The organism is Victivallis lenta (assembly GCF_009695545.1).
GTDB lineage: Bacteria > Verrucomicrobiota > Lentisphaeria > Victivallales > Victivallaceae > Victivallis > Victivallis lenta.
Genome location: NZ_VUNS01000002.1, coordinates 361,344 through 385,893, shown reverse-complemented (window position 1 = coordinate 385,893; position 24,550 = coordinate 361,344). Strand labels below are relative to the sequence as shown.

General features: G+C 62.3%; 17 protein-coding genes. 6 read left to right on the top strand and 11 right to left on the bottom strand.

Annotation, left to right across the window (positions count from 1 at the left end; genetic code table 11):
- Positions 1 to 162 precede the first annotated feature (162 nt).
- The gene (locus FYJ85_RS03615) at positions 163 to 906 is read right to left on the bottom strand and encodes a sugar phosphate isomerase/epimerase family protein (RefSeq protein WP_154417016.1); all 744 of its coding nucleotides are present in this window, start codon (positions 904 to 906) and stop codon (positions 163 to 165) included.
- Between the two features lie 255 nt (positions 907 to 1,161).
- Between FYJ85_RS03615 and FYJ85_RS03610 the strand changes: the two genes are divergently transcribed.
- The 6 genes from FYJ85_RS03610 to FYJ85_RS03590 all read left to right on the top strand — a co-directional run bounded on the left by FYJ85_RS03610 (position 1,162) and on the right by FYJ85_RS03590 (position 9,006).
- Positions 1,162 to 2,523 carry a mechanosensitive ion channel domain-containing protein gene (locus FYJ85_RS03610; RefSeq protein ID WP_154417015.1) on the top strand — a complete coding sequence of 454 codons (1,362 nt, stop codon included), beginning with the start codon at positions 1,162 to 1,164 and terminating at the stop codon, positions 2,521 to 2,523.
- Between the two features lie 225 nt (positions 2,524 to 2,748).
- On the top strand, positions 2,749 to 3,822 hold the full coding sequence (locus FYJ85_RS03605) for a substrate-binding domain-containing protein (RefSeq protein ID WP_154417014.1): 1,074 nt from the start codon (positions 2,749 to 2,751) through the stop codon (positions 3,820 to 3,822).
- Between the two features lie 4 nt (positions 3,823 to 3,826).
- Entirely contained in the window at positions 3,827 to 4,570 is a 744-nt protein-coding gene (locus FYJ85_RS03600; protein ID WP_106054767.1) for a type II secretion system protein, read from the top strand.
- A 106-nt stretch (positions 4,571 to 4,676) separates the two neighbouring features.
- Positions 4,677 to 4,808 carry a hypothetical protein gene (locus tag FYJ85_RS23945; RefSeq protein ID WP_268878696.1) on the top strand — a complete coding sequence of 44 codons (132 nt, stop codon included), beginning with the start codon at positions 4,677 to 4,679 and terminating at the stop codon, positions 4,806 to 4,808.
- A gap of 29 nt (positions 4,809 to 4,837) precedes the next feature.
- Positions 4,838 to 8,269 (top strand): endo-1,4-beta-xylanase, encoded by a 3,432-nt coding sequence (locus FYJ85_RS03595; RefSeq protein WP_154417013.1) that lies wholly within the window; start codon positions 4,838 to 4,840, stop codon positions 8,267 to 8,269.
- A gap of 122 nt (positions 8,270 to 8,391) precedes the next feature.
- Positions 8,392 to 9,006, top strand: a complete 615-nt coding sequence (locus FYJ85_RS03590; protein WP_206212951.1) for a DUF421 domain-containing protein — start codon at positions 8,392 to 8,394, stop codon at positions 9,004 to 9,006.
- A 160-nt stretch (positions 9,007 to 9,166) separates the two neighbouring features.
- On the opposite strand, the gene FYJ85_RS03585 is transcribed toward FYJ85_RS03590, so the two are convergent.
- The 10 genes from FYJ85_RS03585 to FYJ85_RS03540 all read right to left on the bottom strand — a co-directional run bounded on the left by FYJ85_RS03585 (position 9,167) and on the right by FYJ85_RS03540 (position 24,544).
- Positions 9,167 to 10,579, bottom strand: coding sequence for an ADP-ribosylglycohydrolase family protein (locus tag FYJ85_RS03585; RefSeq protein WP_158704219.1), 1,413 nt, complete (start codon positions 10,577 to 10,579; stop codon positions 9,167 to 9,169).
- A 113-nt stretch (positions 10,580 to 10,692) separates the two neighbouring features.
- Positions 10,693 to 11,175 carry a MarR family winged helix-turn-helix transcriptional regulator gene (locus FYJ85_RS03580; protein WP_154417011.1) on the bottom strand — a complete coding sequence of 161 codons (483 nt, stop codon included), beginning with the start codon at positions 11,173 to 11,175 and terminating at the stop codon, positions 10,693 to 10,695.
- A 236-nt stretch (positions 11,176 to 11,411) separates the two neighbouring features.
- The gene (locus tag FYJ85_RS03575) at positions 11,412 to 13,160 is read right to left on the bottom strand and encodes a chloride channel protein (protein WP_154417010.1); all 1,749 of its coding nucleotides are present in this window, start codon (positions 13,158 to 13,160) and stop codon (positions 11,412 to 11,414) included.
- 135 nt (positions 13,161 to 13,295) lie between these two features.
- On the bottom strand, positions 13,296 to 14,207 hold the full coding sequence (locus tag FYJ85_RS03570; RefSeq protein WP_154417009.1) for a hypothetical protein: 912 nt from the start codon (positions 14,205 to 14,207) through the stop codon (positions 13,296 to 13,298).
- A 132-nt stretch (positions 14,208 to 14,339) separates the two neighbouring features.
- Positions 14,340 to 15,116, bottom strand: coding sequence for a carbohydrate-binding family 9-like protein (locus tag FYJ85_RS03565; protein ID WP_154417008.1), 777 nt, complete (start codon positions 15,114 to 15,116; stop codon positions 14,340 to 14,342).
- Positions 15,113 to 16,129 (bottom strand): hypothetical protein, encoded by a 1,017-nt coding sequence (locus tag FYJ85_RS03560; RefSeq protein ID WP_154417007.1) that lies wholly within the window; start codon positions 16,127 to 16,129, stop codon positions 15,113 to 15,115. The genes FYJ85_RS03565 and FYJ85_RS03560 overlap by 4 nt, the downstream gene beginning before the upstream one ends.
- Positions 16,126 to 19,830 carry a hypothetical protein gene (locus tag FYJ85_RS03555; protein ID WP_154417006.1) on the bottom strand — a complete coding sequence of 1,235 codons (3,705 nt, stop codon included), beginning with the start codon at positions 19,828 to 19,830 and terminating at the stop codon, positions 16,126 to 16,128. The genes FYJ85_RS03560 and FYJ85_RS03555 overlap by 4 nt, the downstream gene beginning before the upstream one ends.
- A gap of 4 nt (positions 19,831 to 19,834) precedes the next feature.
- The gene (locus FYJ85_RS03550; protein WP_154417005.1) at positions 19,835 to 20,554 is read right to left on the bottom strand and encodes a type II secretion system protein; all 720 of its coding nucleotides are present in this window, start codon (positions 20,552 to 20,554) and stop codon (positions 19,835 to 19,837) included.
- Positions 20,555 to 20,642: 88 nt separating this feature from the next.
- Positions 20,643 to 22,025, bottom strand: coding sequence for a GntR family transcriptional regulator (locus tag FYJ85_RS03545; protein ID WP_154417004.1), 1,383 nt, complete (start codon positions 22,023 to 22,025; stop codon positions 20,643 to 20,645).
- A 233-nt stretch (positions 22,026 to 22,258) separates the two neighbouring features.
- Positions 22,259 to 24,544, bottom strand: coding sequence for a right-handed parallel beta-helix repeat-containing protein (locus FYJ85_RS03540; protein WP_206212950.1), 2,286 nt, complete (start codon positions 24,542 to 24,544; stop codon positions 22,259 to 22,261).
- Between the last annotated feature and the right edge of the window lie 6 nt (positions 24,545 to 24,550).

Below are 24,550 nucleotides of genomic sequence, written 5' to 3'. Positions count from 1 at the left end.
GCGGTCCGCGGAATCATGCTGTTTTACGCGGCTGAAATAAAAAGTGCGCTCGGGAGGGATATTCGTATCAGCCGGAAGGGAAAGGAAAGTTGAAATTTACGGTTGTCCTGTCCGGCAACCGTTCGCACTCCGCCGCTGCAAACGCGGCGGAGTGCGAAAACATCAGTCGCGCGGACGAAGTTTGCGCAGGAAGGAGAGCGACCGCTGCACGGCGGACACCGGGTCCTTCTCTTCCTCATATTCGACGATGAGCCATTCGGTTGCGCCGCGTTGTTCGCAGCTCTCGAGCATCGCCTCCCACGGCAGGTCGTCTTCGCCGACGGCAGGCGCGAAACCGGCGCTCTTCGAGTAGGGCTTCAGGTGGACGGTGCGGGCGCGGTGCGGATATTTCTCAAGCTCCGCCAGCGGGTCGGCGCCGCCTTCGGCCGCGTTGCCGGTGTCAAGCTGGAGGAATACCGGGCCCTCCGTATTCTCCGCCACGATGCTCCACGGAGTTTCTCCATCGACCGGCTGGAACTCATGGGCATGGTTATGGTAGCCGAGGCGGATGCCGTAGCGCGACAGTTTTTCAGCAGCCGCATTCAGCCGCTCAGCGAACGCCTTCCACCCGGCGGCGGAATCCGCGTTGAACCACGGTACCGCGATGCTGTGATTGCCGACCGCGAGGTTGCGGCGCAGCGTGTTGTCGAAATCCTGCTCGAGCGCGTCGATTCCGGTGTGCCACCCGGCGCAGACCAGCCCCGCTTCGCGCAGCAGCGCCGGATAGAGTTCCGTCTGGAAGTGGGTGCCGTAGAGTTCGACTCCGTCATAACCGGCTTCCCGGATGAGCTTCAACGCCCGAAGCGGATTGTCCTCGTAGATGCGGCGCAGCGAGTACGCCTGAAGTGCGATCGGCAGCTGTATCATCGTTATGGATTCCTTCTGTTGGTTGCCGTTACAACATAGCGCCGGAACTCGCGCAATGCAAATCCTGTGCGTCCGGAATGCGGTGTTTCCCCTGTTTCCTATCTTTTTGACGGATGCCTCTTGTCTCCCGTGACGCCGCAGGAAACAGGACCGGGGGAGAAGTCCGGAGAGATTTTCCCGGATTGCGTCCGGCGGGAGGCGCGCGGCCTTGACAACCTCCGTTCCGTGCTGTATGTTACGGAATGGAGGTATTTTATGTTACGGAGAGCTGTTTCTGCATTTCTGCTTTGTTTTGCCGTTTTTCTTGCGTCGGGTGTCGAAACCGCCGAGCTGCTCGGCGATGCGGGCGCGGAGTCCGGAAAAACCGAGGTCCGCAAGCCGGAGACCCCGGAGAAAAAGGATCAGACGGTGTCGGATATCGACCGGATTCTCTCCGGCCAGGAGGCGCTGCCGGTCCTGAACGAGGAGAAGATCGCCGAGAATATGCACGAGCGGTTTGCGAAGATGCGCAGGTGGCTCGACCGGGAGAAGGACGCGCTTCTGACTTTCCTCATCGCGTCGGGGATTTCGATCCTGATCGGCGCCGGGCTGGCCTTCGGCATCCGGCGGCTGATCTCGTACAACGACGCGCAGAAGCGCAAAATGCGCTGGCAGTTTATCGCTGCGCTTTCGGGGCCGCTGATTCTTATGGTGGTTTCGGGCGTGATTTTCCTGTTCCTGCTGCCGGTGCTGCATTCGCTGCCGGAGCTCTATCCGCTCGATGCGCGGCTTTTCTTCACCTGGCTGACGCTGCTGGCGGCCTGGGCCGGATTTCAGCTCATCACGCTCTTCGACCTCAAAATGCGCGCCTTCGCAAAGCGGCCGGACAACAATCTCGACGCATTGATGATCGACATCACCCGGAAGCTGCTGAAGATCACGCTTGCAGTGGTGACCGTGTTCTTCATCGGCCAGAGCATCTTTCAGCTGAACATCACGACGCTGCTGGCCGGCGCGGGGGTGGCCGGATTGGCGGTGGCGTTCGCTTCGCGTGAGACGCTGTCGAACTTTTTCGGTACGCTGGTCATCATTCTCGACCGGCCGTTCCGGATCGGCGACCGGGTCCAGATCGGTGAAGTCGACGGCATCGTGCAGACGGTCGGCATGCGCAGCACACGGATTCTGACTGCGAACGAGAGTCTGTTCAGCATTCCGAACAGCCGGATCGCCGAGGTTCCGGTCGAAAACATCAGCAACTGCGGCGTGATCCGCTATTCGTTCGTGCTCGGGCTCGTTTACGGCACCACCGCCGACCAGATGGAGCAGGCGATGCAGCTGCTGCACGGCATCGCCGACAACTTCAAGGGACAGGATGCGCCCGCATACAAGCCGCGGATTTTTTTCGAGGCGCTCGGCAGCTCCGCCCTGAATATCCGGATCATCATGTGGCTCAAGACCACGAGCTACGTGGTGGAGGAGCAGCTGCGCACCGAGGTGAACCTTGCGATCGTCCGCAAGTTCACCGAAGCCGGGCTCTCGCTCGCCTTCACCACGGTGACCAGCAACCTGACCGGTTCGATTCAGCTGCTTCCGCCGCCGGCACCGTCCGGGGCGGCCGGAGCCGCGAAGCAGGGCTGACCGGCCTGCGGGGAGCACTCCTGCAATTTCTCCGCGCGCATGGAATCCGGAGCGGATCAACGTCCGCCGGATTCCATGTCCGGCTTTTCTTTCTCTCCCCGTTTTTCGCCGCTCTTCCGTCGTTTTTTGCGCAGAAATATTTTAAATGAAAATTACGCGCAGTTGTTGCGAAAACTGCGCATTTCTGGTATAATATCTGTGAAATGCAATCGGGAAAGCTGACGAATGAAACTTGAACCGCAAATAGAGAAGTTGTATCAGACGCTGGATCGGGAGCTTGACAATTTCCCGTCCGGGACGAAGTTTTTTTCGACCCGGAAGCTGATGGATAAGTTCAAATGCCACCGCGGCGTGCTGGATGAGGTGCTCGACCGGCTCGAGGCGAACCGGTTGATCGACCGGATTCCGCAGGTCGGAATCTTCAGTCGCGTGACCCGTCGCCCGAACGCGCACAAGGTCCTTTTCGCCGTGCCGGACTGGCCGAGCGAGATGACGCTCGAATGGAACCGCATGGCCGGCTCCTACGCGGAAACGCACGAAGGCTGGAAACTGTGCAGCGTGATGCTGGCGCCGGAGGACGGAAAGGTTTCCTCTCTTTCGGTTGACGGCTACGACGCCGCGATCATCCGGATGCCGAGCCCGAATGTTTCCAGGGCGGATATGCAGTGGCTCGCCTCTCTCTCCATTCCGGTGGTTCTGCTGAATGCCGATACCGGCAGCTTTGAGATCAGCAGCGTCCGCTCCGCCGATGCCAACGGAGCGACTCTCGCATGCCATCATTTCTACCGGTGCGGCCACCGGAAAATCGCGGTTGTGCAGAGCGAACCGCATACGCTGCTGCCTGAGAAACGGATTTCATCCTTCGCCTGCTCCGCGGAACTGCTCGGCATCCGGCTGGTCAAGATCGACTGCATGACCGTCAGCGGCGAATATGCACAATACAAGGCATATCTCGGCATGAAGCAGTATCTGAAGGAGCACGGCGGCATCGCCGATTTCACGGCGGTCTATGCAGTGACCGGGGAGGCCGTTCCCGGAATCATGACCGCGCTGCGCGAATTCGGCTACGAGCTGCCGCGCGACATCAGCATCATCGCGCATTCGACCGAACTGATCGGCAAATTTTATCACCCGGCCCTGACCGCTGTCTGCGTCGATCTCGGCGCGGAGGTCGAGGCGGTGTTCTCCGGGCTTGCCTCGATTCTGGACCGGCAGGCCGCCTGTTTCCAGACCGAGGTTCCGATGAAGCTCGTCGAACGGGATTCCGTAAGAAAACTCACACCCAACGAAAGGATATGATAAAATGAGAAGCAAGTCGTTTACCCTGATTGAGCTCCTGGTGGTTATCGCAATCATCGCGATTCTCGCCTCGATGCTGCTGCCCGCGCTCAGCAAGGCGAGGAGCAGGGCGCAGTCGACCGGTTGCGTCAACAATCTCAAACAGATCGGCACCGGAATTACTTTTTACTGCAACGGCGAATGGTTTCCGCCGCGCAAGGGTGCGACCGATGCCGCACAAAGCACTCCGGATTCCTGGGATGAATTCGTCGTGTCCGCCCTCGGCGGAGATGGCGCGCACTCCAACCGCTGGAATCTCGTTGCGAAGTACCTGACCTGTCCCACCGATAAATATGACCTGGTCGGCAGCAAGAAGACCCGAGTCAGCTACGCTTTCAACGCCGGCAGCCAGAGCGATGGGAAAGTCCCTTATGCGTATGATGGTTCCGGCAGGACGCTTGCCGCCAATCAGGCATTCCGGCTGGACCGGGTCAAGCCGTATCAGTCCAATATCAAGACCTACAGCACCGGATTCGTGCTGCTGGCGGATCGCATCGTTCCGCACACGGACCCGGATCATGATGCCAATCAGTATAGCGGCGGCCAGTCCGTTCCGTACTGGGGGTTCAAAGCTGAGTACGGTCATGGGGACGGTTCCAGGAATGCGCTCTTCTTCGGCATGCACGTCAAGAGGATCGATGTCTCTTATTTCGCTCCCGGCAATATGGACCCGTTGTTCGGCTCCATCGCGCATTGGGGGCTGTGGTAAGTTTTTCCGGGATTCCGCCGGAATGTTTTTACAGGATGATTGCAGATGCCGCCGGATGTTCCGGCGGCATCTGCAGTAAAATCAGGAGCTTGCCGACGAATCAGGAATGTTGTGGCGCAGCATCGAAATTTCAGCCGTGAAGTTTGAAAAAATCGGCGATCATGGAGCTATTGATGATTTTTACGGACGAACGGATGAATTTACGCTGCAAGCCGGAATATTCCGGTTTATCCGTTGATAAGTTCTGAGGTTTCTTTTGAGGTAACCATGTATTGTTTGAAGGAGTTGTCCCTTTTCGTCGCGGTCTGCGCAAGCTGCGTTCTTCCGGCCGCGCCTGTTCCCGTCGACGGCGGAACTTTGATCATTCCGAAACCGGGCGGCAGCGAAAAAGTGGCCTGTTCCGCGCAGAACGGAGAAATCAGGTTCCCGTTCAATCCCGCGAAGCCGGGTTATGCCGAAGTCGTGCTGCCGCGCCCGCTGCTGCTCGGGAGCTTCCGTTCGGCGCGTGCGGCTGCGAAAGTCCGTGTCCCGGCCGGTTCCCCGGTTCGGAGCATGTCGTTGCGGCTGATTGACCGCAATGATGAGGTGTTTCAGTATATGAGCAAAGCCGACCTCTCCGAAGGCGGCGAGTTCGAGGTGGTCTGGGAGGTGAAGCCGGACGAGTTCCAGCTCTCCTGGGGAGGAGACGCCAACCGCGTCTTCGATATGCCGGGCCGCATTCTGGGCTTTGCCTTCGATTTCGCCGGCGGTGCGCCTGCTTCCGACCTGACGCTCCTCGGACTTGATGTCGATGTGGAAGCGCCGCCTGTGCTGGAGCTGCCGGGCGACAAGGCGGTTTATCCGCTGTATCGCCTCAACCGGGACGAACTTTTCCGGCACCGGGGCGGAAGCGGTACCATTACTCTGGAGGAAAACGGGCTTTTGCTCGACGGCATCCGCAACGAACTTGTCCTCGGTGAGCGCCGGAACGAGATTGTCTATCTGCCGGGGCGGCCTGTCTCCCTGATTTTCGATGCCGAACACCTCGGCGGGGAGATCACGGCTTTCGCCGTCCTCCGCGATGCGAAGAATACGCAGTTCGTCTCTCCGGAGGCGCGGTTGGACCGGGACGGCTCCCCGCTGGTGCTCGATCTGGGCGAGACGCTCGCCGAAGCGGTTCTGCCGGTCAGGATGGATACGCTGTTTTTCCGGAACGCCGCGTCCGGGCCCGGTGCGCTCCGGCTGAAAAGCGCCTCGCTCCGCACCGTGCAGCCGCTGGTTGAAGCGCTGGATTTCGGGATTGTGACCGATACGCCGGTGCGGGTGCTTCGCAAAGGGAACGAAGACGCTCTGGCGCTGCAGTTCACGAACCGTTCCGAAAAAGCGGGTGATTTCACCGTCACGCTCGCTTATGAACATTTCGACGGGACGCGGTTTGTCGAGGAGGTTTCCGCTTCGCTCGCTCCGGGCCGCACGTTTACCGTCAAGCCGCGGCGCCGGCCGGACCGGCTCGGCCACTGGCAGGTTACCGCGACGGTCCGTGAGGCCGGTTCGCCGGGGCAGGCTGCGGAGAAGAGCCGTTCGTTCGCCCTCCTGGAACCGGCCGGGCCGACGGAAGGGCGCGCTCCCGGTTTCCTGTTCAGCATCTGCACGCATACGCAGTGGTGGAGCCCCGGCGAGCAGGAGAAGGAGGTGCTTGCCGCCGCACTTTGCGGCGCGAAGGTGATCCGCGACTCCGTCGAGTGGTACACGCTTCAGCCGGCCGCAGACCGCTGGAATTTCGCGCCGATGGATGCGCTTGTCGAAGCCTACGGCAAGGTTGGAATCGAACTGCAGGCGATGCTTGCGTTCACCGCCCGCTGGGCCGCGCCGGAGAAGCTGCAGAATGCGCAGAACTGGCTGGAGTGGTCGCGCTGCAAGCCCGATTCCGCCGCCTGGCGCAACTATGCGGCGACCGTCTTTGCACGCTACAGGGATAAAATCCGTTTCTGGGAGGTCTGGAACGAACCCGATCTGGTCGGTTTCAACCGGATGAGCCTGGATGAGTACGTCGAGCTTCAGAAGATCGCTTTCGAAGAGGCGCGGAAGGTCTCCCCGGAGTTGAAGCTGCTCACCGGCGGCTACGCCACGCTGACTCCGCACCAGGGGCTGAAGTCTCCGGATTTTCAGCGGGATAATCTGGTGAAGGCGAAAGGGTTTTATGATATCCACGCCTATCATGAGCACGGCAGCTTCCCGGCTTATGTCCGGCTGCTCGATGAGAAATTCCTGCCGATGCGGGCCGGGGCCGGCATCACCGTGCCGTGGTACGCGAACGAGACGGCCATTCATTCCCTCGGCGGTACGGAGCGGAAGCAGGCGTATACGCTGTTCAAGAAGCTGCTGTTCGCCTGGAGCCGGGGAGCGATCGGCTACACCTGGTACGATCTGCGCAACGACGGTTTCGACCCGAAAAACGCGGAGCACAATTACGGGATGCTGGATAACGAGTTTTATCCGAAGCCGGTTTATTCCGTCTACAACATGCTGGCCGGATTGTTCCGCGAGGCGCAGTTCCGCCGCCAGCTCGAGATCGGGAACGGCAGCTGGGCGTTTGAATTCGCCGTTCCGGGCGGAATCCTGATTCCGGCCTGGAACGAGTCCGGTGCGACCCGGACGCTGCCGGTGACGGGCGCCGCCGACTCGGCTTTCGTCATCGACGCGATGGGGAACCGGAGCGCGCTCCCGGTCACGGACGGCATGGTTCTCTTTGAATTCGGGCAGGCTCCCGTCACGCTGTTCCTGCCGGGCGCGACCCGGGCGGAAGTCGGTCAGGAGCTCCTCGCTGTGAAAGCCGACGGCTTCGCGGTGCCGGGGAAACCGTTCCCGGTCCGGGTCCGCCTGCGGAATCCGCTGAATTCCAAACGCACCTTCTCGCTGAAGGCGGAGAGTCTGCCGGAAGGCTTTACGGTCGATCGTGCCGGGAAGCAGGTGAGCGTCAATGCGCGCGGCGAGACGGAGGCCGGGTTCCGGCTGACCGCCCGGCGCGGCGACCGGCCGCAGGCCGGAGACCGGAGGCTGAAACTCTCCTACGCGCTTTCGGGCACGCCGTGGAAGGGGACGGTGGAGATTCCGATTCAGGTCGCCGTGCCGGTTTCGGCAAAGAAGGGCGCCCCGGACTTTGTGCTCGACAGCCGCAGCCAGGTTCATTCGCTGACCGGAGCGGACCCGGCGCTTCTGCACCGGGCCTGGTCCGGCCCGGAAGATCTGAGCGGCAAAATCCGGCTGGAAAACCGTGACGGCGCGTTTGTGCTGAAGGCGGACGTGACCGACGACCGGCACATTCAGCCCTGTCCGGCGGAAGAGGCCTGGAACGGCGATTCGGTCCAGTTCGCATTCGCGCTGCCGGGTCAGGCCGGGTTCTGGGAGTTTTGTCTGTCACTTTCCGATTCCGGCGAAGCGGTGTTGACCGTTCCCCGGGCACCGCGCGGCTATGACTCGGCGCAGGCCGCCGCCGCCGGAACCGTGAAGATTGTCAGGAAAGGCACGACAACCGGCTATGAGTTCCGGATTCCGGACCGGGCCGTCGGGCTGACGCCGGAGCTTTACCGGCAGGGCTTCCGGTTCAATCTGCTGATCAACGACAACGACGGCGAGGGCAGGGACGGCTGGATTCAGATCGCCCCCGGCATCGGGGACGAAAAGAATCCCGGTAAATTCCCGTTCGTCATCTTCGAGTAATCCCCGAAGCATGCAGGCCCTGCCGGCGCATCCCGCCGGCAGGGCCTCTTTCGGTCTTTGCGGCTTGTATTTCGCCTTTCCCGATGTATACTATCTGCAGGAGTAAACGGAGGAGGGGGAATATGTTCGATTTTGCGAATCTGGGGGACATCGTGCTCTATGTCCTGCCCAAGCTGCTGGCCGGCTTCCTGATGATGCTGGTCTACATCCATCTGTCCGGCAAGGGGGCGCTCGCCCCGGTTTCGGCGATCGACCAGGTCGGCAACGTCGCACTCGGCGCGATCATCGGCGGAACCTTGTTCAACAAGGGGGAAACCGTGCTCGGGCTGGTTGCCGTGGTCGGCTTCTGGGCCGGGCTGCTGCTTCTGCTGCGCTATTTCGCCAACAAGCACATGGCCGTGAAAACCGTCATCGACGGAGATTCGATCCGGCTCATGAAGGACGGGAAAATCGTCACGTCGAATTTCGACAAAGCCGGCCTTTCGGTGCGCGATTTCCTGATGCTGCTGCACCAGCGCGGCTACCGGAACCTCGACGAGCTCCGCAACGTCTGGTTTGAGTACAACGGCCAGATGACCGTCGTCCGGAAGGGCGACGAGGCGACGGCTACGGCGCTGGTCGAAAGCGGAGAGGTCAATGAGAAAAATCTCGAGCGGCTCGACCGCAGCCGGGAGTGGCTCGAGGAGGAGCTGAAAAAGCATCGTGCAAAGCTCGAAGATATCTTCTGCGCCGAGTGACACGACGGCAGGCTCTGGGTCTACCCGGTCGAACGCGAGCCGGATGAAACGGCGTAGAACAGGTAGGTTTTCGGGGAGTCAGGATTCGCCTTTGACATTTTCGGAGATGAAAAAACGGGAGGAAGAGCGGTCTCTTCCCCCCGTTTTTCGGTACTCGGCGTCAGAGCATGGCGTCGGGAACCCACTGCAGGCTGTCGCCGTAAGCGACGCCGACCACCCAGTTCGGGCGGGCGCCGGGAGCGACCCGCTGAATGGTGGCGCGCAGCGTGTGCTCTCCGGCGGAGGAGAACTCCAGGAACGCCTCCTGGTTCCACGGCGCGCGGTGGAACGACGGGGCCATGTCGCCCGCCGCGCGGCGGAATGCGAGACGGCCGTCGACCTCGACGATGACCTGCGACTTCGTGTTGAACATGACGACGTAGCGGCCCGGCTTGTCGATCTTGAACTTGAAGTCGATGACGAGCTCGTGCTTGTCCGGAATCGCCTCCGGCCACTCCGCGAAGGTGCCGGGGAAGGTGACCTCTTTCGACGGCGCTTCCTGGCTGCGGGCCGCGCGGACGATCGCACGGGCGTGGACCGGACGCGGCTCGAAGCTCTTTGCCGGCTGCGGATCAAGGATGATGTGCCTGCTCATCTCGCAGATCATGTCCGAAAACGCGTCGATGGTCGGCGGCGGCGTGATGCCGACGATGCCCGGGCTCAGGACCATGTTGCGGCCGATCGGGGCGAGCCACTTTTCGGGGATGCCGTCCGGGTTCATGATGCCGAGGATCGAGCCGACCGTCGCACCGGTGCAGTCAGTGTCTTCGCCGAAGTTGACCGCGTCGCAGATCGACTTGCTGAAATCGCCGTTGCCGAGCAGCAGACCGGCGACCATGATCGGGAAGTTGACCTTCACATCGGTGAAGTTGTCGCTTTTGTACTTCTTCATGATCTTGTCGAAGAGGTAGTCGAACTCGGGCTTTTCATCGAACCAGCGGATCGCGTCTTCAATGCCGGTGCGGAGTTTCAGGCCGGCCGGAATCTGTTCCTTGCCGATCTCGATGATCTTGCGCACATCGTTTTCGACGAAGGCGGCCGATTCCATTGCGGCGAGGAAAACCTCTGCCCACATGCCGTCGCCGTCGTGGTCGACGCAGGCGTCCTCATAGGCGAATTTCGCAGCGCGTTCCGGGTCTCCCGGTGCGAGGCAGGCCCAGATTTCCGAACGGATCGCGCAGCCCATTCCGTCGACGAACCAGTTGTCGTAGCTGCCGGAGAAGGGCGGACGGATGCCGTTCTTGAGGTTGCGGATCGCCACGGCATACTCGTCCCACGGGAAGCCGACGTTCTTGAGCCACGCTTCCGCGAGGATCTGGCTGTTCACGACCGGTTTCGGCTGCGCCGCGATGGTCATGGCCCAGACGACCTGCAGGTCGAGGTCGTCGTTCGGCACCATGGTGGTCGGCACCGGGTCGTAGAACTCGAGATGATGCGGCCCGTCCCACCCTTCGATCGGAGCGCCGAGAGTTCCGCCGACCGCTTTGCCGAGCCAGCAGCCCAGCACCTTCTTCCTGTAAGTTTTTTCGTCCATGTTGTGCTTTCCTGAATTTATGACTGATTGGGGAGCTAACATGTTTACCTTACTGCATCAGTCCGTCGTTTTCAAATCGGCGAGCCGGAAAAAACGAATATTTCCCCCTGAAATCACCTGCCGGCGAACTCATAGCAGGCGTCTGCGCCGCTCAGAACCCGGTTCAGATGGCGGAGTTTGTTGATGAAGGTTTCGAATTCGGGCTGTTCGTAGCGCGGCATTCGCTCCTTCAGCAGGTTTTCGAACAGGGCGTCGATGTTTCTGATGTGCATCCTGGTGTGCGGGGTGAGGTCCACGATATGTTCGCGATGGTCGGCGGTTCCGGGTGTGATGGTCAGGATGCCCTTCTCCGCAAGCTTCTTCGTCGCGACGGAGACGGCGCCTTTGGTGAGCCCGGTCCGGGTGATGATCTTCTGCAGCGGGCACGGGGCGACATCGGCGATATACTGCAGCATCAGCATCTGGATGCGCGTGATATTTTCAAGCGGATTCGGTTCCACGTAATCTTTCCAGTAGACGGCGATGGCTTCGCAGCGCAGCTCGTAGAGGCGATGGTAAATCTGTTCGAGTTCGAGGGCGAGCTTGGTTTGAGCCATCGTTTCCTCCCGCTGGATAAATGGTGGTTCTTATTTGGCAATTCTGTGCAAATATACATGGCAAAACCGTTCTGTCAAGCTTTTTTATATCGGAAATCCGTCATAACGCGGTATTTTCTTCCCTTAAAAGATATGGCGACAGCCGGAGCCGGCAGCGGAGAACGATTACACGCCGCCGCGAATGCGGACGGAGCGGGGCGAAACCCGGCAGTGCTCCTCTGAGCGCCGGGCGGGTTTTATGCGGTCGCCTCTCCGGCCGCCGGAGCCGGTTCGAAGCGCGTTTTCGGCACGAAGCCGATGAATTTGCCGCCGTCGATCACCGGCAGGTAGTCGAGGCCGTAAATCTCGAAGCTGATCTGCGCCTTATTTGCGTCGTCCTTCGGCGACAGGGTCAGCAGCGGCTCCATCATGAGGGCGGCCGCGGTGAGTTTCGGGTCCGTCGCGGCCGCGAGACGATCCGGCATTACGATGCCGAGCAGCTTCCGGTTCGCGTCGATTACCGGCAGATACGTGATTTTCGCACTTTCCCCGGTTGCCCGGAGTTCGGCGAGCGGCGTTTGCGCGCCGACCGCCGAGAAGTCGGTTTCGATTGCGTCGCCGACCGGCGTATGCCGGTTGATCTGCTGCAGCGGAATCGCTTCGATCAGATGCTTTTCGCCGAGCACCTTCGTGTAGACCGAATACGGCTCGAAGAATTTCGCGGTGAAGTACGAGAGCCCCGAGACGATCATGAGCGGAATCATCAGCATGAAGTCGCCGGTCACTTCGACGATGAGGAAGATTCCGGTCAGCGGCGCGCGCAGCGAAGAAGTGAAGACGCCGCACATGCCCGCCGCGACGAAGTTCGCCTCCGAGAGTTCCAGGCCCGTGAAGTCGTTGACCAGCCGGGCGAGCAGGAACCCCGTGAAGGCGCCGGTGAACATGGTCGGCGCGAAAATGCCGCCGTCGCCGCCGCACTCGAGCGTGAAGACGGTGCCGACCACCTTGAGCAGAACTGCGGCGAGGCTCAGCAGCAGAAGATTGCAGCCGTGATTCCAGGATTGCAGATGGTTCTTGTCGGCTCCCGAAAAGAGCATCTGGACGAAGTTGTAGCCGTCTCCCGCGAGAATCGGGAAGAGCCAGAGCAGCCCGGCCAGCCCGGCGCAGCCGATGCCGAGCCGCACCCACCGGTTCGGAAACGCCTTTTTGAGCCGGTTGCCGAAGTGATAGTTGAGCTGGATGATGTAGACGCCGACGAAGGCGCAGAGGATGCCGAGCAGAATGAAGTACGGCAGCGAATGGAACGGCCACGGCGCGGACGGCACCTTGAACATGCTGCCGCTGCCGAAGATCAGTTCCGCGATGATCGCGGCTCCGGCCGAGGAGAGCAGGATCGGCACGAGCCGCCGCCGCGCCTGGCGCGGAAAGACCACCTCGAGCGCGAAGAGCGCACCCGCGATCGGGCTGCCGAACACGGCTGAGATGCCCGCCGCCGTGCCGCAGACCATCAGCGTTCCGCGCTTGTCGACCGACAGCCGGCAGAGCCAGCCGGTTTTGCTGCCGATGGCGGCGCCGGTCAGCACGCTCGGCGTCTCGAGCCCGGCCGAGCCGCCGAGGCCGACCGTCACGGCGCTGGTGAAAATATGCGAAAAGGTTTCGAGCCACGACATTTCGGGCTGCTTCTCCTGCAAATCGTAGATGACCCACGAGAGGCTCGTCGCCGGGCGGCGGCGCAACAGGAGGCGCCCCAGCAGAAATGCGCCGGCGAGTCCGGCCGCCGGAAGCAGCAGCGCGGGCAGCAGCCATCCGTGTTCCCGCAGATACGGGGCGAATTCCGAGAGCCGCGCCGCACCGAGTTTCATCGCGCCGGCGCCGACGCCGGTCACCAGCCCGGTGACGACGCCGAGCAGAATCAGGAACCCGTTTTCGCCGAGATGGTAATACAGGAACACCACGGACCGCAGAAAATAGTGGCGGTAATCGAATACAATCCTCTCCTTGCGCATGGACACCTCCTCTTCTCCTCAAGTGCCGCGGGATGGAATTTCTCTTCTGCGTTAATATAACCGCGGAATGACAAGTTGTCCAACGGCGGACGGGGAAAAGGCGCCGGTTTCCCGGACGGAAGGCGGAAGAAGGAGCTACTGAACCTGGCGCTTGCGCGGAAAACGGCGGAAGCGGACGCTTTTGCCGCGGCGATCCACGCCGGCCATGAACAGAACCGCCGTCGTCGCGGCAACCGCGATGTTCTGCGCGAGGAACTGGCGATTGCACGGTTCGACGCCGGTTTGCAATTCGGCTTCGCGCACGAGCGTGAAGCTGCGGTCCGCGTTCAGATAGACGATTCCCCAGCCGGCTTCGATCTCATCCGGCGCGATGAGTCCGGTCGGAACGGCCAGATAACAGAGATCGGCGGCCCCGGCCCGGCGGATGCGTTCGAGGCGGCTGCCCTGATGCAGCGTGTGCTGGAGTTTTTCGAGCCTGGCGCGGAGCTTGCGGTATGCCGGATTCCGGCTCGACGCATAATCCCAGCTCCGCAGTTCGCTGAAGAGATCGTCGGTCGAAGCGAGTTCCGGCTCGTTCTCCCGGATTTCGGCTTCGAGCCGCTCCTTTTCGCCGCGCAGCGAGTGGATTTCGCCGAGCAGGGCCTGCTGGTCGACGCATTCGCAGAAACAGTTGTCCACCTGATCGAAGAGAACCACGACGGCGGTTTTCACCACATCCTTGCTGCGCGCGTTTTCCCCGCGCCAGAACCCGGCGGCGTTGACCTTGTATTTGAACCGGCGGACCGGGACCGAGGTGGCGACGGCATGCGGCGCAAGCGATGCGAGAAAACCGACGCAAAGCTGCTGGAAATCGCTGCGGGTCAGCGCTTTCGGCGGAGGTACGCGCGCCGGGAACGTGAGTCCGCTCTCCGGATCGGCTGCCGGAGGCGTCTCTTCGGCTCCGGCGGCGGGAACAGCCGGCGCTGCGGCGGGTTCCTCCGCCGTCTTTTCGGCCTCCTGCGCTTCGGCAAAGCTGAACAGATCGAGTTCTTCGTCGGGGTTGCTCATATCAATTCCTGTGGTTACGCCTAACATAACACGAAAACGGCGGTTTGTCCACAGCTCCCGGAGCGGAAACCGCGAAAAATTCGGATTTTGTGCGGAAAAAACGCAGTTGCGGCACGCGGGGCCGGATTCGTGTCAGCGCGGCAGCAGCAGAAGCGTTCCGAAACGCCCCGGCGAACGGTGCGGGCGGCCGGAGACGGTTGCGGACCAGAAAACCATATCCGGCTCCGCTTTTCCCGCGGCGTAGTCGTAACGGACGAAGTTGGCGAGGAGGCGTTTCCCCGCTTCGAAACTGCCGCGTCCCGTGCGGCGCAGCAGTTCCTCGGCCGGAAGCGCCGCTTCGACGAACCAGCCGCAGACCCGGCCTTCCCCGTCGCGGAGCATGCCGGCGGCGTGGCGGAGCCCGGAAAGAATGCAATCCTGCCGTTCCCCGACCTTGTCCCATTCGGTCCAGAGGCCGTCTGCATCGAGCCGGAGCTCCGTTCCGGTGAAAAAGTGCTCCGTGCCGCGGAGAAGTCCGGCCGGGTTGAACTGGAGCTCGAAGAACCGGCGGCGGTCGCCGGTTCCGTCGATGAAGAGTTCCGCCACGTCTCCGGTGTGCAGCAGCCCGTCCGGGCCCGCGGCCGGCCGGATGTCGTCGTCCCGGCAGACGAAGGCGACGTAAAGCGTCGTTTCATCGTAGGCGAGCCGGATTTCAGTGAAGGGAACCGGCGCTGCCGCCGGTTCTCCGAGGGGAGGGCGGTCGAGCTTGAGAACGGCCGCCGCCTTCCAGCCCGGGTCGTCCGGCCTGCCGTCGATTTCGATCGCTCCGGCCCGGAACGGTACACCGGTCTCCGGCGGCGCGGGCGCGGCCGCCGGCAGCCCGGCCGGAACAAGCGCGGCGAACAGGAGAAACAGAAGGCGTATTTTCATTCTGCGATCTCCCGGTTGAACGATTCCGGCAGGGTGCTCATCAGCAGGTAACGGCCGCGGCTGAAGCAGTTGACGGGCGGTTTCTCGGGATTTTTCCCGTCGTTTTTGCGGCTCGTTTCGATCCGCTTTTCGCGATTGAGCTTTACGGCGGCCGTTCCGGCCTGTTCCGGGGTTGCGAATTCCGCCACGAGCAGCGTGTTGCCGTAAGCGGCCCGGTGCAGTCCGGCGAGGTAATTTCCGATGGCGTGTTCGGCTCCGGCCCCGTCCCAGGCGCCGGGCCGGTGGTATTTGACCGCGCAGACCCGCAGCGGTTCGCTGCCTGTGTGTTCGAGGAGGCCGCGTCCGGGTTCGGCGGAACAGTCGGTGACGCCGATCCGCGTCCAGCCGGCGGCGCTTTGCGGCACGAAGCCGGGCAGCGCGATCCTGTGCACGAGCGGTTCGCGGTCGAGCAGCGTCGTTTCGAGGCGTTCGACGCGTCCGGCCGCGACGAGCCCGTTGACGAGGCCCGAATCGAGGAACCGTTCGGCCGCGGCCGCGATTCCGGCCGGCGTCGTGCCGGTGATCAGCACCAGTTCGGTTTCAAACGGCGGCCGGTCGATATAGCGGCTGTGCAGGAACGGGTTCGGGCCGCTCTCGATCCAGCCGAGATTCCCGGAAAAACGGCCGAAGCCGAAGGCGTAGACGGCGCCGTTTTCGAACCGCGCCTCGTGCTGCAGAATCCGCCTGACGAGCGGGTCGTCCGGTTCCCCGATGACGACGAGGTGGCGGTACGCGAGCCGCTCCGGGTCGCCGGCGGCGAAGGCTTCGTTGAAATGGCCGCTTTCGACGTTTTTTCCCTCCGACAGTACCTTCAGGAGCGGATGGCTTCCGGCCGCCGCGGCGATGCGTTCGAAGGCCGTCCGGACTTCCGGCGGCGCGTTTTTCGCGGCGGTGATTGCAAGCGAACGCTCCGGTGCGGCGAATACGGCCGGACACAGAATGGCGGCGAGCAGAAGTTTCGACAGGTATTTCACGGCAGTTCCTCCAGCATGACGAGTTCCCCGTCTCCGTTGCGGAGCGGCACTTCGATGATCCATTCGTCGTTTTCCTGACGGACGGCGAACGGCAGGTGGTCGTTCAGCCCGGTCGCCGCGGCGCTTCGCGCGCCGGGGGATTTCCGGACCCGCAGTTCAACCCGGCGGGCGGATTCGGCCAGGTCCTCGACCGTGAGGAATGTTTTTCCGGCCGAGGTGAAGCCGTATCCGGCGCTTCCGGCCGGATAGCGCAGACGGCAGCGCGGATCGCGGTAGGCGGCACGCACGATTTCCCCGGCGAGTTCTTCGGTCAGCTCCTCCGGGCGGATGCCGACGGCGATGCCGTGCCTGCCGGCGGAGACCCGGCCGTCTCCGGCTCCGTCCGGGAACAGCGGAGCGAGCAGCGGCGGCAGCGGCCTGCGTTCGGTGAAGACGATCAGCATGTCTCCGTCTTTGACCCGGCCGGCGACCGAAGCGAGTTCACCGTCGTTCAGCGTTGACGGCATCGGCAGGATCAGCGGCAGCCTTTCGCCCGACTTTGCGAGGTTCGCCGTATTTGCTGCGCACGGGATGCTGAGCCCGGCGTTGTGCAGTTTGCCGATCACTCCGGCGAGTTTGCGGACCAGCTCATCCGCTTCGCGGCTGTCGCCCATGCCGCCGCCCGAAAAGATGGTTTTGTCCGGATTGCTCAGAAAGTCGGTTCCGACGATCAGCGCGAAGCCGACCGCTCCGTCCGGACCGATCAGGCTCTGGCGTTCGGCTGCGTTCCAGTTCTGCTGCCAGTCGTTCGCGGTCTGGACATAGGAGTTGTAACCGTTCATGCCGTAGCCGTAAGTGTGCATCGAGCCGTAACTGCCGTCGGAGCGCAGCGTGCCGCGCCAGCCGCGGACCAGCTGGTGGCGGCGGGAGCTTTCGGTCGTTCCCGCAGGCCCGTACCAGTGCGGATTGTTCAGCAGCGTGTTGTCCCAGCCCCAGACGAAATTGGCCTGAAGCCGCCACTCCGGATTGAAGGCCTGGTGGATCATCTGCCGTCCGGCCGTCAGGGCGAAGTCCTCCTGAAGCGCGCCCCAGGTGTCGTCGTCGGACATGCCGGAGAGACATTCGCCGATCTCGGCCGCGGCTTCCGGCGGCAGGAGCGGGATGCCCTGTGCATTCATGACCATCCGCTTGCCTTCTCCCTCGACGGCGGAACGCAGGCTGCGGAACGACGCAAGGTAGTTGTCGAGCTGCCGCCGCGCGAACGGGTGGCTGTGAAAGCGTTCGATCTCCTTCAGCAGCTCCCGGCGGGTCCGGCCGGTCAGTCCCCGGCGGCCGGTACGGCGCAGGTGACGGTCGAATTCGACGATCTCCTGCATCGAATACATTGAATTCAGCGACGGGCCGGTATCCCAGCGGTCGCCGTTCGAGATATCGACGGTTTTCGCCTTTTCCCATGCCGGAGTGCCGCGATTCAGCGCGACGAGGCTCGGCGCGGCTGCCTCGAAGAAGCGTTGTCCGTTCGGAAAACATCCCCACGGATTCGCGTAGTGGCTGAAGTCGTTTTCGGTGAGAAACAGCTTCTCGGGCGCGATCGAGCCGTTGCGGCTGACCTGCTTGAGCCGGTTCGCATAGCAGTAGACCTTGTCTTCTGGCTCCCCCCAGTTTCCCCGGGTGTCGCGCGAACCGGTGCCGAGCGCGAAGTAGGAGCGCACGCCGCGGGTCACGATCGCCTGCACCCGGAAGGTGTCGCGGACCGGGCGGGCTTCGAGGACGTTCCGCAGCGGTGCGGCCGGGTCGATCACGAGCAGCGGCAGCGCCGCGACGACCGTGCCGGAGCCGTCCACCGCTTCGATCCGGCACGGTGCGATGCCGTGCGCGGGCAGCTCCGGGAGCCGGACCGCGAATTCCCGGCGGAGCTGTCCGCCCGGCGCGGCCGTCAGTCCCGGCAGAGACGCGATGATGACGGGGGCGTTTCCCGGCGCGAGCAGCCGGAGCGTGAGGTCCACGCTCCGCGCTCCGGCCGGAATGGGAGTTTCGGCGCCGTACAGTTCGATTTCGGTGAGCGCCGGTTCGACGCGCCGGAGCTCCCTGCGGCCGCTTTCGCGCCACGGAAATTCGAGCACCCACTCTTTCGCTTCGGCCGGCTTGAAGTCGAGCTCGGCACGCAGGCGGCGGAAGGCGGCGTCGAGCCGGTCGTTCCGGTACACCTCGCGGCCGTCGGCGCGCAGCGTGAGGGCGCCGGGTGTATTCAGCAGCTCTTTGCGCCGCTCATGGGCGCCGGAAAGGACGATGCGGCTCAACCGGACCGGCTCGGGGAAGCGGAAGGTCACGCGGCTGGTTTCGCCCTTGCGCCCGCGCCAGACCGCCGAATCGCGGATCATGTCGCGCGGCTCCATGCCGGATGACGCGCGGTCGTTCAGCATGCGGCCGGAGCAAATGGCCAGCGGGGCGAGATTGCGGAAGTTGCGATTGAGTTCGAGCGTCAGTTTCGCCGTTTCACCCGGACGGTAGGCGTAATTGGAGACCCGGAAACCGCCGCGGTATTCCATGCGGAGCTGCTCCGGTCCCGGCCCCGGCAGCGTCCGCCGCTTTTCGCCGAGTTCGTCGGCTGAGAGCCGTATGGAAAATTCCGGCGTGAAATCGGCCGGGAGCCGGGTTTCGGCCAGGATGGCGTCTCCGGCGGGCGTGAGGATGGCGGCCCGAAGCTGGAGTGCGTCGCATGCGTCGAGCAGCTGCGGCGAAAGCGGCCCGGGAGCCGGCAGCGGCAGCGGCAGTGTTCCCCGGCCGCCCGGCGGCAGATGCAGGGTTCCGCCGAGGTCATCGAGCAGTGTGCCGTCCCAGCCGGAGGGACGGACCACGACCGGCAGAGCCAGCGCGTTCTTTCCGGGATTGGCGGCTGAAATCAGGAGCGCGCGCTTGTCGCGGTCGACGGTGAATTCGACTCCGGCGATCGCGGGCGCTTCGGCTCCGGCCGGTTCGGCTCCGGCCAGATAACGGAGGACGTCGGCCCAGAATTCCGGCGTGCCGGAATTGAGTTCCGAGGCGAAGAGCGCGACGCGCCCGGCACCGTACTGCCCGGTGATGAGCAATGATTCTCCGGCAGGGTCGTCGGCCCTGAGCCGCGTTTTCCAGTTCCGGTTCAGCAGCGGGCGGCTGTGGAACGCCTCGCCCGGCTTGCGCGGAAGTTTCAGGTACGGAATGTCGCGTTCAAGGCATTCGAGGCGGGTTTCGCCGCGTTCCGCCGCGTGGACCGGGCGCAGCCGCCAGCGGTAACCGGTGCGGAACACGGGAGCTTTCCGGAAAAACGCGCGGTCGTATTCTCCGGTTCCGATGCCGGGTTCCGCATTGCCGCGATGGCCGAGCTGCATCAGGCTCTGCCAGGCGGAACTCGGGGAGAGCGGCGTGAAGCGGAACGCCGCGCTGCCGGGCGTGCGCCCGAGCGTGATCAGCAGCGCATTGCCGCGCCGGACGTGCTCCGCGATCGCCTCGAGCCGCGGCTGGTCGAGCTGCGTTCCGGCGGCGTCGGCCTGCCAGACGAGGATTTTCGGCAGCCGGTCGAGCCCGGTGCTTCGGGCGGCGGAGAGCTTTGCGCGCCCGGCTCCGGCCGCGAATGCGGCAGCGCCGGACGGGTCGGCATTCACGCATTCGATTGTGGCCGCCGCTGCTGCGGCGCCGGAGAACAGGAGCAGTCCGAGCGTGAGGCGGATGGTATGGAAAATCATCTGATCAATATCCGATCTGCCAGTCGAAGAGGTTGCGCTTCAGCGACTCCGTGAAGAATACCGCGGACGGGATCGCCTTGACGTTCAGCCCCGACATCAGCGCATTGCGTCCGCCGCCCTGGCCGGGGTGGCCGTTCTCGGGCTTGAAATCCCACCATGCGGCGGTCGGCCCGGCGCTGTACTGGTTCTGGGAGGCGCCGCCGTCCTGATACCGGTCGGCCAGCAGTACGGCATTGCCGCGCTGGTTGGAAGCGGCCAGTTCGGGCGAATTGATTTTGACCCTGTCCAGCCGGAACGCCTGATCGTTCGGGATGGGCAAATTTCCGGTGGTCAGGACGTTTTCGGCGCTGCGTCCGTTGTTGAACGCATAGCTGAGCTTGGTCTTCTTCCCGCCGGCGGGCGGCAGCGGGTCGAGCGGGCAGGCGAGGTATTTGACCGAGGTGGAGAAACGTTTGTCGTGCCGCCCGTCGCCGCCGGCCGCAGTGACGATGTTTTCCTCCCACGAGAACCACTCCGTTTTGGAGTCCTTGCGCGGCGGAAACCATTCGCCGGTATCGTAGTTCAGCAGGGCCACGCCGATCTGCTTGAGGTTGTTCATGCAGGCGGTCGATTTGGCCCGCGTCCGCGCCTGGTTCAGTGCGGGCAGCAGCATCGAGGCGAGAATCGCGATGATCGCGATGACGACGAGGAGTTCAATCAGTGTGAACGGTTTCGGGACTTTCATGGTGGATTCCTTTCTGTTCCTGAGACAATATGGGGTCTTTGAGAAGTGTATTCTCTGCATTTGGGTCTGATTCGGTTGTGTGCTGCGTTCAGACGACTTCGCGCAGGAAGTCGCGCAGGTGATGTTTCCGGGCCATATTCCGGGCGCGGTGAAAACGTTCGATGATCGGGGCTGCGGTGCGGATGCCCTCTTCCGTGGAGATTTCCCCCGCGATCAGCGGCAGCAGGACCGGATCGATCAGGAGGTCGCCGAGCTCCGTCCAGGCCGCCTCTGTGCAGCGCCGGAACGGCTGGCGGCGGTACTGGCGGATCAGCGCCGCGAGTTTCGGGGCGCGGAGAAGCTCCGTCTCAAGCTGTCCCGCGAACGGCGAAAGACCCATCAGCGCATCCATCTGCGCAAGCTGGAATTCGGCGGAGACGAGATATTCGAAGAACCTCCGTTCGGCCGCGCTGACCGTCGCCGTGCCGAACAGGGCGGCGCGGGCGATGAATACGCCGTTGGTTGCTCCGGCCGCATAGGGCAGGGGGGCGATCTGAAACCCGTTTCCGGGTTCGAGCAGCCGGAAGCTGTTCCAGTGGTGCGTGAAGTCGATGAGCCCGGAGAGCCGGCCGCTTTGCAGCAGCGGCGCGTGCGGTTCCTCCGGCGAAATCTCATGGTTGATCAGATCTTGCCGCGCATAGAACGCGAGCGCATTGAAATAGTTGTAAAGCTCTTCGCTCGTTTCGATTCCGGCGGGCGTGCGGCCGACCGCGTCGACGACGCCGCAGGCGGCGGCGAGCCAGTCGTTGCGTGGCGGCAGCAGACTCCGTCTGCCGAGTGCGGCACGGACCCGTTCAAGCCAGGCCGCAACCGTTTCGCCCTCGGCCGGAACCAGCGGATTCCGGTCGGAGCCGCGGTAGACGAATGCGTGCATCTGGACCTGATACGGCAGACAGAGACTCCAATCCCAGTCGGCGAACTGTTCGAGCGCTTCCCTCCGGACGGCATCGAGCCGGTCGTTCCCGAAGATTTCGTTCAGCGGGACCGCGGGGGGCCGCTTGGCCAGCCGGGGCAGGCGGAGCGCCGCCCGGGTGCCGGCCGGAATTGCGGACGACCCGGAGTCGCAGAACCGCGCCCGAATCCGGCAGGACGGATTCTTCTGCTCGAATGAGCGGAAACGTTCGAGCCAGAAGCCGGTCTGGTGCGGCAGATTTTCGAACACCGTGACCTCGATGACCTCCTCCCGCGCGGTTGCGGCCGCAACCGCGCAGCCCGGGCGCGGATTGACCCGGCTGCCCTTCTGCGGATAATTCGTCACGAGTCCGCGTTTTTCGAGTTCCTGCAGCGCAATCTGGACCGAGGCGGGCGAGATGCCGTATTGGGCGGCCAGTTCGCGGCGGCTCGGCAGCCGGTCGAGAAAGCCCGGCGCACCGGCCTGGATCAGCGCGGAGAGCGTTTCTATGAATTCCTGTATTTTAGTCGTGTTCCGCATGGGATAAACTCCGTTTTTTAATCATTTGTATAATATTATGACATAAATCCTCCCGGAAGTCAAGAGCCGAACCCAAAAAAAATTGGAAAAAAATACAGATAAGTTCGTTTCTGAATCGATATTTGAGCTTGGATTTCGTTTTTGATGATTTTAATTATTCAATTGTATAATTAACGTGCCATGAAAAAGCCGCTTCCCCGGCAGGAAAGCGGCGGGACACGTCTTTAAACTTGTCAGTTCGGGGTAATAACACGATTTCTGCGGACGAAGATGCCGGAGCTGTTGGAAGAATCATACTCGATGAAATAAGTTTTGGCGCCGGAGGAACGGATAAACACATTGTCGAGAATGAACACATTGGAGGCATTCCAGGCGTAAATGCTCCCTCTGTACGGCAGGTTCCGCTGCTTCGTCCGCGGCGCGAGAATGGTGTTGCCGCGGAATATGACGTTCCGGGCATTGGCGGCATAGAGGGCCAGGCCGGTCGGATTTTCGAAGCGATTCCCCTCAATCAGGATGTTGGTCAGGATCGGATAGGTGCTGTCCAGCGGGTCCCAGCGGTTATAACCGCCGATCCAGAAGTCCCGGACCCGGCCTCCTGTTGAGGCTTCCAGCCCGTTCTGCCCGGAAAATGTGTTGTTCCTGACGACCACGTTATCCACACCGTACCCTTCGCTCCACGCATCGGTCGTGAAGCCGGTGGAGATTTCGACGGCAGCCTGCTGCTGATGAAAAAATTCGTTGTTTTCGACCGTGATGTTCCGGCCGAGCAGCAGCAGGGCGCGGGCGCGGTTATTGTGGAATTTGTTGTTCCGGATGATTACATTGCTGCTGTCGTAGCTGTGATTGAACATGACGAAGCCCTGTCCTGTCGGCTGCGGCAGAGGCCGGTCGAAGATGAATTCCGTCCCGTTGTTGCTCCTGAGTTCGGCGATATAACCGGTCGGGGAGAAATCGTCATTGCGCAGCTCAATCCGGTCTCCGGCCTTGAAGAGTTGAAAATACCAGTCCTGCATGCAGGGCTTGAGCGTATGGTCATCCCGACGCAGTGCGAAGCCGGAGCAGTCATGCACATTGAGGCAGTCGTCGCCGCCGAAGGAAAAATCACAGCCGATCATTTTGAAGTAACCGTTGGACTGCGAAATATGAAGATGGTCGGCGCTGCAGGTGATGGGGCGCCGGGGCGCGTAGGGGGGACGGATGACGTTGGTGTTGAGAAATTGCCAGTAAGACTGATGCCCGCCGACTCCGAACGCATGGGCCGGAGCGGAATAGACATTGACGTTTTCGAGTGTCAGATGGGTGTTGTCATGCATATCCACCCCGATCATGTCGTACACGTAATGACGCATCCGGAAAAGTTCCCGCCGGGCGGCGCGGTCGAGCCAGTCGGCGGCCAGTTCCGGCGTGCGGACATGGAAGCGAAGCAGGTTGGGGCCGAGCCATTCCGACTCCGGGGACTTCTGCCCCGGACTGAATTCGTAATAACGGTTGACGCCGCCCTCTACTCCAACGGACATGGTTTCCGGGTCGACGGAGTCTATGTCGGCGACACGGATCTTTTTTACCGGAAACTCCTTATAGTCGATGAATTCAAAATCGATGTAGGCTCCTTCCGGATGGGCATTCACCAGCCGGACATAACTGGCCAGCGGTGCAGCATCCCAATCCCAGTCGATGGAGAAATTGCGAAAGGCGACGGTGCGGCAGCGGTCGATGGTCAGCAGGGAGTTGTGCTTTTTATGGAAGACCAGTATGGAACCGCCGCCGTCGAACTGGAAATTTTTCAAGCCGGAGAAGGAAACCGGGCGGTCGCTCCGGAAAAAGTATTTTCCCGGAGAGAGTCGCAAATCCGCTTCCTGTTCGGCTGCCGCCCTTATGGCTGCGTTCAACTGCGCGGTATTGTCGTCATTGCTTTCGGAGACTCCGAATGCTGCGGCGTCGATAACCTTTCCGGACGGAACCGGCAGGTTGATTTTGAATTCCGGCGAACCGGTCGGCAGAGGCGGCAGGACAAAATCGCCGGTGTTTCCGGCCGCGGCATCGATTCGCACGTCATCCGGATTTCCGGCGACAACCCGCACATCGGACAAGACGGCTTTCACTTTATTACGGACATGAATCTGGAATGTGTAATCCCGGATGTTTCCCGGTACGGTAAATTCCGCTTTGAAGCGATATTCGCCCGGGCGGGAGTATTCCCGGGAAACGATGTCGGCGGTGTGGTCAGGTGCGGCGGCCGGGCGGATCAGAAAGAGCAGCCGGGAATCATCTCCCAGTTCCTTCAGGTCGATTTGAGCGGTAGCTGTATACCGTTTGCCGGGTTCCAATTTCCCGGGGAGATCGGCATACAGCCGCGACCAGCCCCCGGGAAGGCTCGCAGAGTCGATGGTAAAAGTGCCGTCGGCAGCGGCACGCACGGCATGCGGATGCAGTTCGGGAAGAACGTCAGCCCGGAGTGCCGCCGCCATGAGGCAGGCGGCCGGCAGGCATAGCCTCCAAAATGACTTTTTTCTCATTGAGCC

What these genes read in the sequence shown, in the direction of transcription:
- FYJ85_RS03615 (WP_154417016.1), bottom strand. Translation starts at nt 906, where the DNA reads ATGATACAGCTGCCGATCGCACTTCAGGCGTACTCGCTGCGCCGCATC.
- FYJ85_RS03610 (WP_154417015.1), top strand. Translation starts at nt 1,162, where the DNA reads ATGTTACGGAGAGCTGTTTCTGCATTTCTGCTTTGTTTTGCCGTTTTT.
- FYJ85_RS03605 (WP_154417014.1), top strand. Translation starts at nt 2,749, where the DNA reads ATGAAACTTGAACCGCAAATAGAGAAGTTGTATCAGACGCTGGATCGG.
- FYJ85_RS03600 (WP_106054767.1), top strand. Translation starts at nt 3,827, where the DNA reads ATGAGAAGCAAGTCGTTTACCCTGATTGAGCTCCTGGTGGTTATCGCA.
- FYJ85_RS23945 (WP_268878696.1), top strand. Translation starts at nt 4,677, where the DNA reads ATGTTGTGGCGCAGCATCGAAATTTCAGCCGTGAAGTTTGAAAAAATC.
- FYJ85_RS03595 (WP_154417013.1), top strand. Translation starts at nt 4,838, where the DNA reads ATGTATTGTTTGAAGGAGTTGTCCCTTTTCGTCGCGGTCTGCGCAAGC.
- FYJ85_RS03590 (WP_206212951.1), top strand. Translation starts at nt 8,392, where the DNA reads ATGTTCGATTTTGCGAATCTGGGGGACATCGTGCTCTATGTCCTGCCC.
- FYJ85_RS03585 (WP_158704219.1), bottom strand. Translation starts at nt 10,579, where the DNA reads ATGGACGAAAAAACTTACAGGAAGAAGGTGCTGGGCTGCTGGCTCGGC.
- FYJ85_RS03580 (WP_154417011.1), bottom strand. Translation starts at nt 11,175, where the DNA reads ATGGCTCAAACCAAGCTCGCCCTCGAACTCGAACAGATTTACCATCGC.
- FYJ85_RS03575 (WP_154417010.1), bottom strand. Translation starts at nt 13,160, where the DNA reads ATGCGCAAGGAGAGGATTGTATTCGATTACCGCCACTATTTTCTGCGG.
- FYJ85_RS03570 (WP_154417009.1), bottom strand. Translation starts at nt 14,207, where the DNA reads ATGAGCAACCCCGACGAAGAACTCGATCTGTTCAGCTTTGCCGAAGCG.
- FYJ85_RS03565 (WP_154417008.1), bottom strand. Translation starts at nt 15,116, where the DNA reads ATGAAAATACGCCTTCTGTTTCTCCTGTTCGCCGCGCTTGTTCCGGCC.
- FYJ85_RS03555 (WP_154417006.1), bottom strand. Translation starts at nt 19,830, where the DNA reads ATGATTTTCCATACCATCCGCCTCACGCTCGGACTGCTCCTGTTCTCC.
- FYJ85_RS03550 (WP_154417005.1), bottom strand. Translation starts at nt 20,554, where the DNA reads ATGAAAGTCCCGAAACCGTTCACACTGATTGAACTCCTCGTCGTCATC.
- FYJ85_RS03545 (WP_154417004.1), bottom strand. Translation starts at nt 22,025, where the DNA reads ATGCGGAACACGACTAAAATACAGGAATTCATAGAAACGCTCTCCGCG.
- FYJ85_RS03540 (WP_206212950.1), bottom strand. Translation starts at nt 24,544, where the DNA reads ATGAGAAAAAAGTCATTTTGGAGGCTATGCCTGCCGGCCGCCTGCCTC.